The 16,785-nt window shown below is 45.1% G+C and carries 13 protein-coding genes; 11 read left to right on the forward strand and 2 right to left on the reverse strand.

Features of this window, described 5'->3' with window-relative positions:
• Positions 1-288 precede the first annotated feature (288 nt).
• From AC1TO8_RS15865 to argH, 8 genes are all read left to right on the forward strand, one after another.
• A complete protein-coding gene (locus AC1TO8_RS15865) occupies positions 289-1,176 on the forward strand; it encodes a YitT family protein (protein ID WP_482056595.1) in 888 nt (295 codons plus the stop codon).
• Positions 1,177-1,705: 529 nt separating this feature from the next.
• Positions 1,706-2,755 carry an N-acetyl-gamma-glutamyl-phosphate reductase gene (gene argC / locus AC1TO8_RS15870; protein ID WP_482056666.1) on the forward strand — a complete coding sequence of 350 codons (1,050 nt, stop codon included), beginning with the start codon at positions 1,706-1,708 and terminating at the stop codon, positions 2,753-2,755.
• Positions 2,756-2,771: 16 nt separating this feature from the next.
• Positions 2,772-4,163: a bifunctional glutamate N-acetyltransferase/amino-acid acetyltransferase ArgJ gene (gene argJ, locus AC1TO8_RS15875; protein WP_482056596.1), complete on the forward strand. Its 1,392-nt coding sequence runs from the start codon at positions 2,772-2,774 to the stop codon at positions 4,161-4,163.
• 700 nt (positions 4,164-4,863) lie between these two features.
• Entirely contained in the window at positions 4,864-5,634 is a 771-nt protein-coding gene (gene argB, locus AC1TO8_RS15880; protein ID WP_482056667.1) for an acetylglutamate kinase, read from the forward strand.
• Positions 5,635-5,748: 114 nt separating this feature from the next.
• Positions 5,749-6,969 carry an acetylornithine transaminase gene (locus tag AC1TO8_RS15885; RefSeq protein ID WP_482056597.1) on the forward strand — a complete coding sequence of 407 codons (1,221 nt, stop codon included), beginning with the start codon at positions 5,749-5,751 and terminating at the stop codon, positions 6,967-6,969.
• Positions 6,970-7,340: 371 nt separating this feature from the next.
• On the forward strand, positions 7,341-8,297 hold the full coding sequence (gene argF, locus AC1TO8_RS15890) for an ornithine carbamoyltransferase (protein ID WP_482056598.1): 957 nt from the start codon (positions 7,341-7,343) through the stop codon (positions 8,295-8,297).
• 85 nt (positions 8,298-8,382) lie between these two features.
• Positions 8,383-9,615: an argininosuccinate synthase gene (locus AC1TO8_RS15895; protein WP_482056599.1), complete on the forward strand. Its 1,233-nt coding sequence runs from the start codon at positions 8,383-8,385 to the stop codon at positions 9,613-9,615.
• A 136-nt stretch (positions 9,616-9,751) separates the two neighbouring features.
• Complete coding sequence (gene argH, locus AC1TO8_RS15900; protein ID WP_482056600.1) at positions 9,752-11,173, forward strand: argininosuccinate lyase; 1,422 nt, start codon at positions 9,752-9,754, stop codon at positions 11,171-11,173.
• Here the strand turns inward: argH and AC1TO8_RS15905 are convergent.
• A complete protein-coding gene (locus AC1TO8_RS15905; protein ID WP_482056601.1) occupies positions 11,163-11,342 on the reverse strand; it encodes a hypothetical protein in 180 nt (59 codons plus the stop codon). The genes argH and AC1TO8_RS15905 overlap by 11 nt on opposite strands.
• 1,033 nt (positions 11,343-12,375) lie before the next feature.
• Here AC1TO8_RS15905 and AC1TO8_RS15910 point away from each other — a divergent pair.
• Genes AC1TO8_RS15910 through AC1TO8_RS15920 form a run of 3 tightly spaced genes read left to right on the forward strand, consistent with a single transcriptional unit; the run spans position 12,376 to position 14,555 of the window.
• Positions 12,376-13,017 carry a YhbD family protein gene (locus AC1TO8_RS15910; protein WP_482056602.1) on the forward strand — a complete coding sequence of 214 codons (642 nt, stop codon included), beginning with the start codon at positions 12,376-12,378 and terminating at the stop codon, positions 13,015-13,017.
• A 2-nt stretch (positions 13,018-13,019) separates the two neighbouring features.
• Positions 13,020-13,742 (forward strand): polymer-forming cytoskeletal protein, encoded by a 723-nt coding sequence (locus AC1TO8_RS15915; protein ID WP_482056603.1) that lies wholly within the window; start codon positions 13,020-13,022, stop codon positions 13,740-13,742.
• 57 nt (positions 13,743-13,799) lie between these two features.
• Positions 13,800-14,555 carry a hypothetical protein gene (locus tag AC1TO8_RS15920; protein ID WP_482056604.1) on the forward strand — a complete coding sequence of 252 codons (756 nt, stop codon included), beginning with the start codon at positions 13,800-13,802 and terminating at the stop codon, positions 14,553-14,555.
• A gap of 608 nt (positions 14,556-15,163) precedes the next feature.
• Here AC1TO8_RS15920 and AC1TO8_RS15925 read toward each other — a convergent pair.
• Positions 15,164-16,612: a VanW family protein gene (locus tag AC1TO8_RS15925; protein ID WP_482056605.1), complete on the reverse strand. Its 1,449-nt coding sequence runs from the start codon at positions 16,610-16,612 to the stop codon at positions 15,164-15,166.
• Positions 16,613-16,785: the final 173 nt, after the last annotated feature.

A 16,785-nucleotide genomic window follows, 5' to 3' on the forward strand; every position in this document is an offset into this window, starting at 1 on the left:
AAGAGAAATAGTTGCACAGGGTACAGTTAAAATGGGGATAATGGCGAAAAGTAGGGTTTTCCAGTAATTTAGATGTACTCTATGCAACTACAGTTAGTGTTTGGGGAATTTGGCCGAATATAAGTGTGCTTTATACAACTAATGGTGACTGTCGCATGTGTCTTCTGAGACTATTATGGTTGGAGCATGTAACTTTCTGCGAATATGGTGGCTGGCGAGTGTAGCCTTTTCACCAAGGACGCGGTTAGAGGTATTCTTAGTAAAAAATGAGAGGAGAACAACATATAAATGGCACAAACATCACGAACTCGCAGATCAGGAGGGTTCATTCCCATGAATGGCCCTGCAAGGCATGCTTTTGACACGATCTGTATTATTGTTGGATCTTTTATAATTGCAGTAGGATTTAATTTGTTCTTTCTACCTAATGGCATTGCATCGGGTGGTGTATCAGGACTCTCCGTGCTGGGTGAGGCATGGCTTGGATTAGAACCCGCTTTTACACAATGGGCTTTTAACATTCCTTTGTTCGTCTTGGGTTTCTTATTGCTAGGTAAAGATTATGGTATTCGCTCTTTGCTTGGAAGTATTATTCTACCCTTATTCGTGCTGATGACGAAAGAGTGGCCTATTCCAACGGCTAATCCGTTGCTGGCTTCTATTTATGGGGGATTATGTGTTGGACTCGGGATAGGTCTCGTATTTCGTGGACGTGGATCTACGGGAGGACTGACGATACTGGCACAGGTGATTCAGAAAATAAGTGGTCTCAGCTTCTCTTTATGCGTGGTGTTATTAGATGGGACGGTCATTATTCTAGCCGCGTTTGTCATGTCGATGGAGCAGGCGTTGTATGCGTTGCTTGCGTTGTATGTTACAGGTAAGGTGATTGATACCGTTGAGCTAGGATTTAATTATACGAAGGTCGCTTACATCATATCGGATCATACTGAATCGATAACGACTGCTATTCTTCAGGATCTAGATCGGGGATTAACGAAGCTGAATGCGCAAGGTGGCTTTACAGGGGATGATCGGACAGTACTAATGGTCGTTGTAGGACAGAATGAAGTGACGCGGTTGAAGACGTTGGTTCAGAAAGTGGATCGGGATGCTTTTGTCATTATTAGCAATGCGCATGAAGTTCTGGGAGAAGGATTTAAGCGGCAGGTGTAGAATGTAGAAGTATAGGACAACACCAACCGTCGTATGGTATAAAACGGTATAAAACCTGCGAGATTGCACATCTTTATTCTTCCAGTTCTGGAGGTTTACTCTAGATGCCTGCGATGAACATCTTTTATCCTACTATATAAAGGGAGAGACTCTCCTATTTACGATTAAATACCTGCATGATCGCAGGTATTTTTGTTGTATCATTCGTTTAGAAGGAAAAGCCTGCACTCTCGCAGGAATATGACATTTATCTGAACAAGTAGGTGGGAAGAGTTTCACTATCTAATTTTGCGTTCCTTAACTCCAAATAGGAGGGATTGGGTCGGATGAAGTGGGGAAGTACGAAATAGCGTAGGTGACGAGATTGTCCTAAGGAAGTAAAAGCATAGGTTTCATATGATACTCGATTTCTTGTATAACTAGTCAGATAACTGTTGTATTTATATTAACTCGGATGTATAATAATACATACTTAATTAGTGCGGCATCGTTCAGGGTCGAAGAGAGAGGGGATACGATAATCATGGCAGTGGAATCTAAGATTAGAGTAGCTATTATTGGTTCAACAGGTTATGGCGGAGTAGAATTAATACGCTTATTGCAGGGGCATCCAAGGGTGGAGATAACCTCTGTTATTTCGTCTTCAAGTGCGGGAGTTCCTATATCGAAAGGTTTTCCACATTTAACAGATATTATTATGGAAGACTTAGACGATCTAGATATACATAATATGGCGAGTAAAGCTGACGTTGTGTTCGCAGCAACACCTTCTGGGGTAAGTACACCATTAGTTCCGAAGCTTCTTCGAGCGGGTCTAAAGGTGATTGATTTATCTGGTGACTTCCGAATCAAGGATGGGGCGACGTACGAGCAGTGGTATAAGCATCCAGCGGCTGATCCTGTTTATATTGAGCAGGCGGTATACGGGCTTTGCGAAGTGTATGGTGATCGTGTTGCAGGCGTGGACTTTGTATCTAATCCAGGTTGTTTCCCGACAGCAACGCTACTTGGGCTTATTCCAGCAATAGAAGCGGGATGGATTGATGCTTCGAGTATTATTATTGATGCGAAGTCAGGCGTATCAGGAGCAGGTCGTGGAACGAACCTAACGACGCACTATGCAGAGATTAATGAGAATTTGAGAGCTTATAAAATAAATAAACATCAGCATATTCCGGAAATTGAGCAGGTGCTTAGCGATGTATCGGGCGAGAAGGTTACAGTGTCGTTTACAACGCATTTGGTACCGATGACGCGCGGAATTATGAGTACGATGTATGCACAGGTGAATGGAGAACATACGCAAGCTGATTTTGTTGCGTTGTATCGAGACTATTACAAAGGTCGGCCTTTTGTAAGAGTAAGAGAAGATGGCGTATGGCCAGCGACGAAGGAAGTATCAGGCTCTAATTACTGCGATATGGGATTGTTGGTAGATGATCGAACAGGAAGAATCACGATTATTTCTGTCGTTGACAATATTGTAAAAGGCGCTTCGGGCCAAGCGATTCAGAATTTAAACCTGATGATGGGATGGGAGGAAAATCTCGGTTTAGGTTACACACCAGTGTATCCGTAAGGCGAGGAAACTAATTATGGGACATGACGCAAAGTTGAGTGGGGAAGCTATGGGGCAAGAAGTGGAGTCGAGTGGAACAACTGTAGGACAAAGCGTGGGATCAAGTGAACAACCTGCCGGACATGACACCAAGTCGAGTGAGCAATTTACAGGACAGGGCGTGGAGTTGAGTGAACAACCTGTCGGATATGGAAAATACACGGTGGTTAAGGGTGGTTCGATTATAACACCGAAGGGGTTTCGCGCAGGCGGAGTACACTGCGGATTGAAAAAGACAGAGCGCCATGATATCGGCGCGATTGTATGTGATGTGGTGGCCACAGCAGCGGCTGTGTACACTACTAGCGTGTTCCAAGCGGCACCACTGAAGGTGACGCGAGAGAGTCTTGTCGACGGCAAGCTACGAGCCGTCGTGGTCAATAGCGGCAACGCCAACGCTTGCACGGGGCAGCAAGGCGAAGCCGATGCCTACGCTATGCGGGCGGAGATGGCCCGCCAGCTCGGCGTGGCGGAGCTGGATGTGGCTGTCGCGTCGACAGGCGTGATCGGCGAGTTGCTGAAGATGGACTGCGTGCACGCAGGCATCGAGGCGTTGCCGCTGCGTCTTAGCCAAGACGAAGTCGGCGCGGAGGACTTCTCACAAGCCATCCTCACCACGGATCTGGTGAAGAAGGAGGCTTGTGTATCTGTTGTAGTTGACGGCAAGGAAATTACCATTGCCGGAGCAGCGAAGGGGTCAGGGATGATTCATCCGAATATGGCCACGATGCTAGCTTTTATGACAACAGATGCCAATATCGATCAAGTTGCACTGCAACAACTGATGCGTCAAGCTACGGATCTCACGTTCAACATGATTACCGTAGATGGTGATACGAGTACGAATGATATGCTCATTACGATGGCGAGTGGACTTGCAGGCAATCAAAGTCTGAACTCGACGCACCCAGATTGGGCTGCTTTCGCTGATGCCTTTACGTATGTATGTCAGAAGCTAGCTATGGCAATTGCTCGCGATGGCGAAGGTGCTACTAGATTGGTTGAAGTTGTGGTACACGGAGCCGTTAGTGATAACTCAGCAAGAGTCATTGCGAAGACTGTTGTCGGTTCAAGTCTCGTGAAGTCCGCGGTGTTCGGAGCGGATGCGAACTGGGGACGAATTATCGCTGCTGTAGGGCGAGCAGGCGAACCTGTCAATCCAGAGCAAGTAGATATTCAATTGGGGCCGATCTCGGTGCTCGAAGGATCACGTCCAGTTGTGTTCGACGAAGAAGAAGCATTAGTCTATCTCAAAGGTGACACAGTACGTATATTCGTAGACATCCATGGCGGCCAAGGGCAAGCGACGGCATGGGGATGCGATTTAACATATGATTATGTACGAATTAATGCAGCATATCGGACTTGATTAGGAGTTAGAAGTAGGAAGACACCGGCTGGCACCTAGGCGCCGATACTAGGGTTAACGATGACGATGATAGAAAACAAGCGCGGTTTAGTTGCATAAACAACACTTAATTAAGAAGAAAAGTAGCAGATGCGAGAAATAGTTGTAAAAAGGACACTTAAACTAGGCGAAACGTCGAAAATAGGGAACTTCCAGTAATTTAGATGTAGTATTTGCAATTAAAAATGGGATTAGTGGAGTTGGACCGAATTTAAATGTACTATCTGCAACTATTGTAGACGCCGACGAAGCTAGTACCTAGGCGCCGATGCTAGCGTTAACGATGACGATGATAGAAAACAAGCGCACAGCGGAACGAGCGCGGTTTAGTTGCATAAACAACACTTAATTAAGAAGAAAAGTAGCAGATGCGAGAAATAGTTGTAAAAAGGACACTTAAACTAGGCAAAACGCCGAAAATAGGGAACTTTCAGTAATTTAGATGTAGTATTTGCAATTAAAAATGGGATTAGTGGAGTTGGACCGAATTTAAATGTACTATCTGCAACTATTGTAGACGCCAACGAAGTTGGCGCTGGTACTGGCGCTGACGTTAATGTTGACGTTCAATGAGAGGGGAGGGTTATTTATGGGTACGAGTATTGTAGGTCAAGAGAAGGAGCAACTTCCAATCACTAGCTTGGAGCAGCCGAGTTTCGTGATGAAGTGTGGTGGGAGTACGCTTGCAGCGTTACCCGATTCCTTCTTCCATGACTTGAGAGAGTTGCAGGAGAGTGGGGTGCGGCCAGTCATCGTTCATGGTGGGGGTCCGGCAATCTCGGATAATCTTGCGAAGCTCGGAATTGAGAGTGAGTTCGTTAACGGGTTACGGAAGACGACGGAGGATGTCCTTGATGTGGTCGAGATGGTGCTGTCTGGTAGCATTAATAAGCAAATCGTACGGAGAATTCAGAATGTCGGAGGACGTGCATGGGGCCTTTCGGGTGTGGACGGTATGCTTATTCAAGCGAAGCCTGTAGCCAATAGCGCAGAGGTAGGCTGGGTCGGAGAGGTTACAGACGTTGAAGCTGCTCTTATTCAAGGGGTGCAGGCCATGGGTTATATCCCAGTCATCGCCCCAATCGGTATAGATAAATCCGGCCAGCGATATAACATCAATGCGGATACAGTGGCGGGTGCTGTCGCTTCCCATCTAGGTGTGGAGCGGATGATCGTCGTGACCGACGTGCCAGGGATTATGCAGACGGTGAATGGCGAGAAGGTCGTGTTGCCAACGGTTACTATGCAGCAGATTAATGACATGATTGAGACCGGAGAAATCTACGGTGGTATGATTCCGAAAGTGCGTGCAGCGATGAGCTGTATCCACGGGAATGTTCAAGAAGTTGTCATTGTAGATGGTAGTGAACCGAAGGTGTTAAGCCGTGTTATGCAAGGTGAGACGATCGGAACTCGAATAGCTCGAGGGTAACATAACCAATAAAGTGAATGTAGCCAATATAATAAATGTAGCCAATACATTAACGGTGATAAATATTATCAATGCGATGGATATAGCCAATGAATAGAATGGAGTGAATTATACATGGCGAACTCAGTGAGCTCGAATGGTCAACAGAATCAACCACCAAGTGCTTTATTCCCAACATATGCTCGTTACCCGATTAGCTTGGTTAAAGGTCAAGGAAGCTGGTTATGGGACGATCAAGGGAATAAATATTTGGATTTCATGTGTGGGTTGGCGGTAACGAATCTAGGTCATGCCCCGGAAAAGGTAAAAGAGAAGCTTAAAGATCAGCTCGATGAGTTATGGCATGTATCCAATCTCTTCCAAATTCCGAACCAAGAGAAGGCAGCTACTTTGTTAACATCTGTCTCATGTGCGGATGCGGTATTCTTTTGTAACAGTGGAGCAGAAGCGAATGAAGCAGCAATCAAAATAGCTCGTCGTTATCATCAAAAGGTTAAAGGGACCGGGCGCTATGAAGTCATTACATTCAATCAATCCTTTCATGGGCGTACATTAGCTACGCTGACTGCAACAGGTCAGGATAAGGTGAAGGAAGGGTTCCTACCACTTCCAGCTGGATTTAAGACGGTACCATTACATGATCTAGATGCACTGAAGGCAGCGATTTCGGATCAGACGGCAGCGATTATGATGGAGATGGTACTTGCTGAAGGCGGCGTGTTAGTAGCACAACAGGAATTTGTGCAGGCCGTTGCAGAATTGTGTAAGCAAGAGGGATTGCTGTTAATTATCGATGAGATTCAGACGGGGATGGGGCGTACAGGCAAATGGTTCGCTCATGAACATTATGGTATTGAACCGGATATTTTCACCGTGGCTAAGGGACTTGCAAGTGGATTCCCATCGGGTGCTATGCTAGGTAAAGAATATTTACGTGAAGCATTTACGGCAGGCAGTCATGGTTCGACCTTTGGTGGAACACCGCTTGCCACAGCGGCGATCATTGCTACAATCGAGACGATGAGGGAAGACGATGTTCCCAAGTTAGCTGCGAAGGCGAGTGAATACTTATTCGCGAAGTTGAATGAGGAGCTTAAGGGGAACCCTTTTGTCAAAGAAATCCGTGGATTAGGACTGCTAGTTGGTATTGAATGTGTGGAGCCAGTAGGTAGTCTTGTGCTGGAAGGACAACAACGTGGACTGTTATTTGTCAATGCTGGACCGAACGTCATTCGTCTGTTGCCTAACCTGTATGTAACAGAGCAGGAGATTGATCAGGCGGTAGCGATTGTGGCAGATTTAATCCACGAACATACGAAGGTAAAGACGGTCTAGACGGGAACGGAATAGTTATTGGACTGTAGCAAAATAGGGTTGATGGTTTGAAAAGTTGAAATTTAGCGGTTATATGCTACCTTGTAGAAAATTAGTTGCATAACATGCATCTAATTAGAGCGAAAGTTAGAGTTGGAGAGAAATAGTTGCAAAATATACAGTTAAAAGTGGGGATTACAGGTAAAACGGGTGTTTTCGAGTAATTAGATGTACTTCCTGCAACTAAAACTCGCTGGAGGGCAATTTAGCCGAATTTAAGTGCACTTTCTGCAACTAAAATCCGCGATGGACCGATTACGCGATGGACCGATTAGTTGGGTTTAACTGTACTTTCTACAACTCATCAGAATAATGAATGGAGGTTTCGACGAATGACGCAGAGTGAACAGCAACAAGCAATGAACTTAAAAGGTCGTGATTTCATTGAGTTAGATGATTTCACAACAGAAGAGATTCAATATTTAATCGATTTAGCGATTGAGATTAAAACTAAGCACAAGAACGGTGAGGTATATCAGCCACTTAAGGGCAAGACGATCGGACTTATTTTTGAGAAATCCTCGACGCGTACGCGGGTGTCTTTTGAAGTAGGAGCTTTTCAATTGGGGGCGCATGCGCTCTTCTTGAGCAAGAATGATATCCAGCTTGGACGTGGGGAGATCATTAGCGATACAGCACAGGTATTATCTCGTTATTTAGACGGGATGATGATCCGTACTTTCGGTCATGAGAATGTGATTGATTTAGCACGTTATGCGACTGTACCGGTCATTAATGGACTTAGCGATCTGGCGCATCCTTGTCAGGTTCTAGCGGACTATCAGACCGTCTATGAGCACAAAGGGAAGCTACAAGGATTGAAGCTCGCTTATATCGGAGATGGCAACAATATGGCACATTCTCTGATGATTGGTGGCGCCAAGCTTGGAGTTCATGTATCGGTAGCGACGCCTGAAGGATACGAGCCGGATGAGTCTGTTGTGAAGGAATGTCTTGAGATTGCTCGTGAGACGGGTGCGAAGATCATCGTTACTCGCAGTCCGCAAGAAGCTGTGAAGGATGCAGATGTGATCTACACAGATGTATGGGCAAGCATGGGTTTTGAAGAGGAACAGAAGGTGCGGGAAGCTGCTTTTAAAGACTATCAAGTAGATGAAAAGTTAGTTCAAGGCGCGAAGAGTGACTATCTATTCATGCACTGTCTACCTGCACATCGTGGTGAAGAAGTGAGCGAAGGTGTAATTGACGGAAGTAATTCTGTTATATTTGACCAAGCGGAGAATCGTCTCCACGCACAGAAGGCCTTGATGGCTGCGTTGATGGGATAAATTATTCATAGTATGATTAAGTTCATAGAATGAAGTATAGGTTGGAAGTTCATATAAGGAATTATGGGAAGGGAAGTTATCGAACATGGCTAAAGAAAAGATAGTACTCGCCTACTCCGGAGGATTGGATACTTCGATCATTCTGAAGTGGCTTAAGGAAACATATGATGCAGAGATTATTGCGTTCACAGCAGACGTTGGGCAAAAAGAAGAGTTAGACGGTTTGGAGGAAAAAGCGCTCGCAACGGGTGCATCCAAAGTGTATATTGATGACTTACGCGATGAATTCGCGAATGACTTCATCTATCCGATGTTCCAATCGGGTGCTTTGTATGAAGGTCAATATTTATTAGGAACGAGTATTGCTCGTCCTTTGATCGCTAAGCGTATGGTAGATATTGCACGTGCTGAAGGGGCAACGATGATTGCTCACGGCGCTACGGGTAAAGGGAATGATCAAGTTCGGTTCGAATTAGGTGTTGCGGCGCTTGCGCCAGACATCAAGGTTATTGCGCCATGGCGTCTAGAAGAGTTCCGTAATGATTTTCCAGGACGTGCTGAGATGATATCGTATGCAGAGAAGCATGATATTCCAGTTACGGCATCCGCAGCGAAGTCTTACTCGATGGATCGTAACTTGTTACATATTAGCTATGAGAGTGGTGTGCTCGAAGATCCTTGGTTCGACCCAAGTTCTCCTGAGAACAAGGACATGTTCCTACTTAGCGTATCCCCAGAGGATGCACCGGATGAGGCAGAATACTTGGAGCTTGAATTCGCACAAGGCGATTGTGTAGCTCTTAATGGTAAGAAGCTTAGCCCACTGCAGGTTATGGAACAACTGAATGAGCTCGGTGGTAAACACGGAATCGGTCGCGTGGATATGGTGGAGAACCGTTTCGTCGGCATGAAGAGTCGTGGTGTATATGAAACTCCGGGTGGAACCATTCTATTCACAGCTCATCGCAAAATGGAGTCGATTACGATGGATCGTGAAGTAATGAACCTACGTGATAGTCTGATCACTCGTTACAGTACACTTGTCTACAATGGCTTCTGGTTCGCACCAGAACGTCTAGCTCTGCAAGCGCTCGTGAAGGAGAGTCAGAACAATGTCACTGGTACAGTACGCGTTAAATTGTACAAAGGGAATATTATCGGAGCGGGTGTGAAGAGTCCGGTTAGCTTGTACAATCCGGATATTGCTACAATGGAAGCAGATCCATCACAAGCTTATGATCAAGGTGATGCTACTGGATTCATCAATCTCAATGCTTTGCGCCTTAAAGTAGCCGCAGGCGTTGAACAAAGTAAATAATTCATTATCGTGCGAGTTCTAGGGGGAACCCTTTGGACAATGACTAATACATGAAATTGCACAACAAGCAGCCGTTCCTTGTTTGTTCAAAAAGAAGGAGCGGCTCTTATGTTGTCATAAGAAGGGAGAACAAATCATGAGCAAACTATGGGGAGGTCGCTTTACGAAGCAGACCAACCATTTGGTAGAGGAATATACAGCTTCCATCAACTTCGACAAGGCGCTTGCAGAAGAAGATATTCAAGGCAGTTTGGCACACGTAACGATGCTTGGTAAATGTGGTATTGTGCCAGAGGAGGATGCAGAAACGATTCGCCAAGGACTGAAGAAGGTACTAGCGAAGATACGCTCTGGTGAAGTTGTGTTCTCAGTTTCAGATGAGGATATTCATATGAATATCGAGAAGAATCTTATAGAGGAGATCGGACCCGTAGGTGGAAAGCTACATACAGGACGGAGTCGTAATGATCAGGTTGCGACGGACATGCACTTGTATTTACGTAAGCGGGTTGTAGCTTTGACGGCTATGCTGCAAGAAGTACAAGCAGCGTTGATCACTCAGGCCAAAGATAATCTAGATACGATCGTTCCAGGATACACGCATCTACAACGGGCACAACCGATTCTATTTGCCCATCATTTGATGGCGTACGTATCGATGTTCGGACGCGATGCTGAGCGTTTGATGGACAGTTATAAGCGGATTAATATTTTGCCACTTGGTGCAGGAGCACTTGCTGGTACGACATTCCCGATTGATCGCCATTTCGTAGCTGAGCAACTTGGATTCGATGGCGTATATGAGAACAGTCTAGATGCGGTAAGTGACCGTGATTTCATCGTTGAATTTCTAGCGAACGCATCGCTCATCATGACACATCTATCCCGACTTAGTGAGGAACTCGTGTTGTGGAGCAGTACGGAATTTAGCTTCGTTGAGCTCGATGATGCGTTCTGTACGGGTAGCAGTATCATGCCACAGAAGAAGAATCCAGACGTTCCCGAATTAGTACGTGGTAAGACAGGACGTGTCTATGGGAATTTGATGGGACTTCTTACGGTATTGAAGTCGCTCCCTCTAGCGTATAACAAGGACATGCAGGAAGATAAGGAAGGCATGTTCGATACAGTGGCAACACTGGAAGGTGCTCTTCAATTATTCGCTCCGATGATCGCAACGATGACAGTGAACAAAGGTCGGATGCGTGAAGCGGTGAATAAAGACTTCTCCAATGCCACAGACATTGCCGATTTCCTCGTGGGCAAAGGATTACCTTTCCGTCAAGCACATGAAGTGATCGGTAAGACTGTACTTTACTGTATTCAGAACAATAAATATTTGCTAGACCTGACGCTAGCGGAGTTCCAAGAGTTCTCAACATTATTTGATGAGAGAATTTATGATGTGTTACAACCGGAAGCGGTTGTAAATGCACGTAATGTATACGGCGGAACAGCTACGGTCCAAGTTGCAGCAGCGATTGAACGTAGTGAGGTGAAGCTGCAATCCGCGAAGCAGTGGGTTGAGCAGCACGATGAAGAGTCACTTAGCAAGTAGCCGTAATAATCCGCGAAGCAGTGGGTTGAGCAGCACGATGAAGAGTCACTAAGCAAGTAGCCGTAATAATCCGCGAAGCAGTGGGTTGAGCAGCACGATGAAGAGTCACTAAGCAAGTAGCCGTAATAATCCGCGAAGCAGTGGGTTGAGCAACACGACGAAGAGCCACTAAGCAAGTAGCCGTAATAATCTGCGAAGCAGTATGAGCTGAGCAATACGATGAAGAGTCACCAAGCAGGTAGCGTAACCTGGCTTGCCCGCTTGTGTGGACACGTGCGACAACAACTATAACTACCTTAAGCTACTACAAGATGGTCCCTGAACTTATCAGGGGCCATCTTTTTTTGTTGTGAACCGCCCTACCGCCCACTCTACTTGCGCGCGAGTGGGAACTAGGTTAGCGCCGGCGTTGATAAGGGAGGTAGGAGTGGAAAAGTGGCGGAGATGAAGAGTTAGAGAGTTGAAGAGATGAGGAGTCGGGAAGCAGAAGCTGAATAGTTGAATAGTTGAATAGGTGAAGAAATGGAGGAGTTTAGGGAGTTTGTAAGGTCGACTCATCGAGTAGTTGCAAAACATGTATCTATTTAGGAGGAAAGGTGGTGGGAGGAGGAAATAGATGCAAAAATGGTAGTTAGAACTGGCGATATGGAGGAAAACCGGGTTTTTGAGTAAATTAGATGTCGTTTGTGCAACTAGAGTTAGCGGCAATGGAATAAGGTCGAATTTAGATGTACTTTATGCAGCTGTTGGCGGGGACCGAAGGACAGAATAAGCAAAAACGTCTAAATAGTTGTAGCTCCCCCGTGCTAACGATATGTAGTGAGTCATAGCGGTTTCTGCTTGACATGATGGGGAGTGCATCATTCTAAGGGAAGTGACAGACCTTATTTGGCTCAAAATGTGACTTTTGAAATTCTAACGGAACGGAGCGACCTTATTTGGTCATATTCTGCGGATTTAGGCTGGTTATTTGCATATAGAGGCCTGTGCTTCCGTTAGAATTTCATACGAGTGTTTTTTTGTGGAATAAGGTCTGTGGGTTCTGTTAGAAAATACGCCACTAATATGTTTGGATTTTATCAGCGGCGTTGCGAAATAATAGCGGGGAGAGTGGCTTCTTGACATTAAGAGATTCTGATCATTAAAAAATATTTACAACGTAACAATGTTATGTTACATTGTTATTAAAGGAGGAGATCAAGATGGAAAACGACTTAATATCGAAGAAAGAATTGCTAGAGATCACCGGTATCTCTTATGGGCAACTGTATCGCTGGAAACGAAAAAGCCTAATCCCAGAGGATTGGTTTATACGCAAGTCCTCGTATACGGGGCAGGAAACCTTTTTTCCTAGGAGCAAGATCATTTCGCGTATTGATAAAATTATGAATATGAAAGATGAACTATCCTTAGATGAGCTTGCGGATGTCTTCTCGCCGAATGCGGGGGAGACTTCATTATCATCGATTGAATTAATTGAACGTAACATTGTGTCGACGCTAACATTGGACCTATACGTTGAACTTCAAGGACAACAGGAGCATTTCACATTTGATCAAATACTATGTCTATACATACTAGAGAAGTTGCTTCAGAGCGGAGAACTGTCGCGAGATGAGGGAGTGTTACTCGTCCGTACGATGGAAGAACATTATGGTAAGTTGGCTGGCAAGAGCAGTGAATTGATCCTAATCCGCAAGATGGGCGTATCTGTATTGTTTCTTACGGAATCAGCGGATCGGTTATATTTTGACAAGGGTGTGAAGTGGGTTATTCGTCTACCTCTTGCGTCCAGTATTGTAGAATTGAAGTTAAAATTGAGTGAGAGTGGGGGCGAGGGATAAGGATGGAACAGCAACTTAGGCATGATCTGAATATATCTGGGATCGGTCGAACGGGTGGTGGTTGTTATAAGAATGTTCGGATCGATGGCGCGGGCAAAGTTGGTGGGGACATAGAGTGTGTAAAGTTCATATGTAACGGTACCGTGGGGATCGAGGGCACACTTCATGCGGAATCGCTGAATATTAATGGGACAGCAAAGGTGGAGGGAGCCACTACGCTGGATGAGATGGTCATTGGCGGAATGGCTACATTTAAGGATGAAGTACATTGTGGCAGAGTTTCCATTTATGGTAGAACATCTATAGAAAAGAGTTTAAAAAGCGATAAAGTGGAAGTTGGAGGGACGTTGAAGGCAAAAGGGGATGTGCAGTGTGAGATTTTCTCGGTGAAAGGACAATTTACGATTGATGGATTGCTGAACGCAGATCAAGTGGATATTAAGCTGAATCTACCTTGCTCAGCACATGAGATTGGAGGAGAACGTATTGTCGTGAGGAAATGGAAGAATCTTCGGTTCTGGGAACAATTACAGTTTGGTCTCACAGCTCGGCTGAAGGCAGTCATGATTGAGGGTGACCATGTTGATCTTGAGCATACGGAGGCAGATACCGTTCGCGGGAACGACGTGAGTATCGGTCCAGGATGCATTATTCGATTAGTGGAGTATAAGAATACCATTCATCAGGATCCTGATGCGAAGATTGGATCTTGTGTGCGAATATAACGACTGACTTGGAATATGAACGAATATTACGATGAACGTAGAAACGGAGGGATTTATATGAAGATAGGCGGGGATAGATCGGATTCAGTTGCAGGTGCAACGCGATTGAATGATCTGAGAATTACAGGCAATGGTAGTTCGGGCGGAGGTCAGTACGATAAGGTTAAAATAATGGGAGATAGTATGATTTATGGGGACGTCGAATGTACTCTTTTCAAATGTATGGGAACAGTGTCTGTAGAGGGAGCTCTCAAATCAGGAAGCGTTAACTGCCAAGGAAATATGAAGGTCCACCAAGAGCTACATAGTGATGCCATTACAATTCAAGGAGATCTCGAGGTGCTAGGGGATTTATCTGCTGGAACGATGAAGGTCAATGGGGAATTTAGAGTGGAAGGCAATGTGAATGTGGAGAAGATGAGCGGGCAAGGTGCCGTGGTTATTACAGGAGATTATCAGGGAGAGGAATTGAAGATTCAAGGTTCTATGGACATTGGAGACATGCTAAACGCGGAAGTCATTGAAATAAAATTGTATGGTCCGAGCCGTGCGCGTGAAGTTGTCGGAGGTAAGATTACGATTAACAAAGCCATGGTGATTCCGCTCATTGGCAAATACTCCCCTGGTGCCTATGGTGCCATGCAAGCAGATAGCATTGAAGGGGACGAAATTCACTTAGAGAATACAAAAGCCTCTGTCGTTCGTGGACGTAATGTCTACATTGGAGCTGGGTGTGAGATTGGACTCGTTGAATATAGGGACGAATATAAGCAAGATAATGGAGCGGTAGTGGGTCAGTATAATAGAATATAGGGAATCTTTTTCGTAAAAGAAAGCGAAGTAACCTAGTGGTATTTTTAAATTGCATATTGCAAATTGCATATGGTGCCATACAAGAGAAGCGGCGTCCCGATAGGGGCACCGCTTCTCTTTCTTTTTGGAGCTTTGTGGGGGAGGGAGTTGGGAGTTGGGAGTTGGGGAATCGGAGAGTGGGGGAGGAGTGGAAAGGTTGAAGAAATGGGAGTTTGTATGGTCGCTCATCAAATAGATGCATAAGATGCATCTATTTTGGGCGAAAGGGCGAGAGGGGAGGAAATAGATGTAAAAGTGCACTTAAAAATGGTGATATGGTGGAAATTCGGGTTTTTGAGTAAATTAGATGTTGTTTGTGCAACTAAAGTTAGCGGCAGTGGAATAAGGCTGGATTTAGATGTACTTTAGGCACTTATTCGGGGTAATTAGGTTGGCGTGGGCATTGGTAGGGGAGGGAGAAACGGAAAAGTTGAAGAATTAGGGAGTCTATATGGTCTTTTCATTGAGTAGTTACATAACGTGTATTTATTTGGGCGGAAGGGGGGACCCCCTCCGCCCGCGCCCATCATCTCCCGCCTTATATGGCCGAGTAAGGCCTCATCACCTCTTCAAAAATTCGGACCACTCACGCCATCCTCGATGATTTGCTTCTCTTTCGGAGCGATTGGTGGAGCGATGTCCAATTGTTCCTCAGGGTTGATGCTAATGATGCGCTTCTGGGGATGGTATGTATCGCGTGAGATGCGTTTTCTTTGTTGGACGACACCATCTACTTTTTTAATCTGATAAGTATCAACGACATAGCCTATTGTTCCATTCTGGAGAACTTCCTGAGTTCCCACGGGCAAGGTAGAATTCTTGACGTATTTATTAGAGGACGTGAGTGTCTCGACGACAATCGATTCAATATCATATCGAACATTAGTAGGAAAGGTACCGAAGAATTTAACTGTAAGTGTACGGTCCCTCACTGTCGTCTGAATTAACAAATGTTTGCCTGTATTGTTCTTGAATCGGAAATTAATCGACCCTGTAGCGAAGGTGGCATCTTGACCTTTAGGTAAATAGCTAACCGGCAGGGAGTGGCTTCTTCGTTCCACAATATCCAAGCCCGTTCGAATTGCCGCACTATAGAGAGTACTAGATACTTGGCAGATACCTCCGCCAATCCCAGGAACCAATTTTCCGTTGAGAATAACAGGTGCTTCACGGAACCCGTATTGTTTCTCTGCAAGGGCGATCACTTTTCCGTAATCAAATATCTCTCCTGGTTTCAAAATGGTGCCATTCGTTGCTTGTGCCGCAGAATTAACATTGAATACTCTGCCCGGAGTACTTGTCTTCAACGGAGTGGAGAATTGTATGAATTTACGCTCTATCCCTTCATTTTTCAAATCTTCAATACTAATCTTGGGACGTTCTAACGTGAAGGGAAGTTCGCAAGCAAGTGGATCTTCAGCTTCATGCTCCAATCTATCGAAATCGTGTGGAATTAAAGAAGTCATACGGGTAGTTAGGGTATTCCAATCCAATCGATATGCGGAAGTTTCAGGTGTGTACACTACTCTGTCATCCGTGGTAATGCGCCGGGTAGCGTTAACGGGGACGCCGAACTGATTCTTTTCCCATGCCTCGTTATAGATTGATTTCATAGGAGCGGGATTCCAGTGTGATGTGATAACGAAGCTACTCTCGAAATGCCAACGGTAAGAGATACGCTCAAACATGTTTCCCTCTCGTAATTTCAATACAGCTCTGCGAAAAACATCTGCATCGTAATGCACACCAGCATCAGCTAGAGTCCATTTGGAGTGTGTCTCGGATGTGGATGGATTCTTAATAGTGATATGGAGTGGTAGTTGCTCCAGACGATGGATTCTATCCTCGAGCTCCTGTAGTGCAATCTCAGTAGTTAACCCTCCTACGGCCCATCCTGATAATGTTGTTCCTTTAGGTAGACTATCTTGTTGTGAATATAGATATAAGCAACCGAATAGAGTGGACCCGACGATGAATATAATGGTAACTGCAAATAGATTGATATGGAACCTGTTCATAATGTATCTACCTTCTCTCTTCTTAGCCGTTATTCACGCACTTATATATTGTATGTCAGAAGATTAGGATAATTGCGGGTACTCAAAGGGTAACAATTTTGTTACAATATATAAATAGTGATGTTTCTTGAAGGTTATTAGAGGAAATGGCTGGATCGTGTCGAAATTGTATT

This window comes from Paenibacillus sp. Y859 (assembly GCF_056786405.1).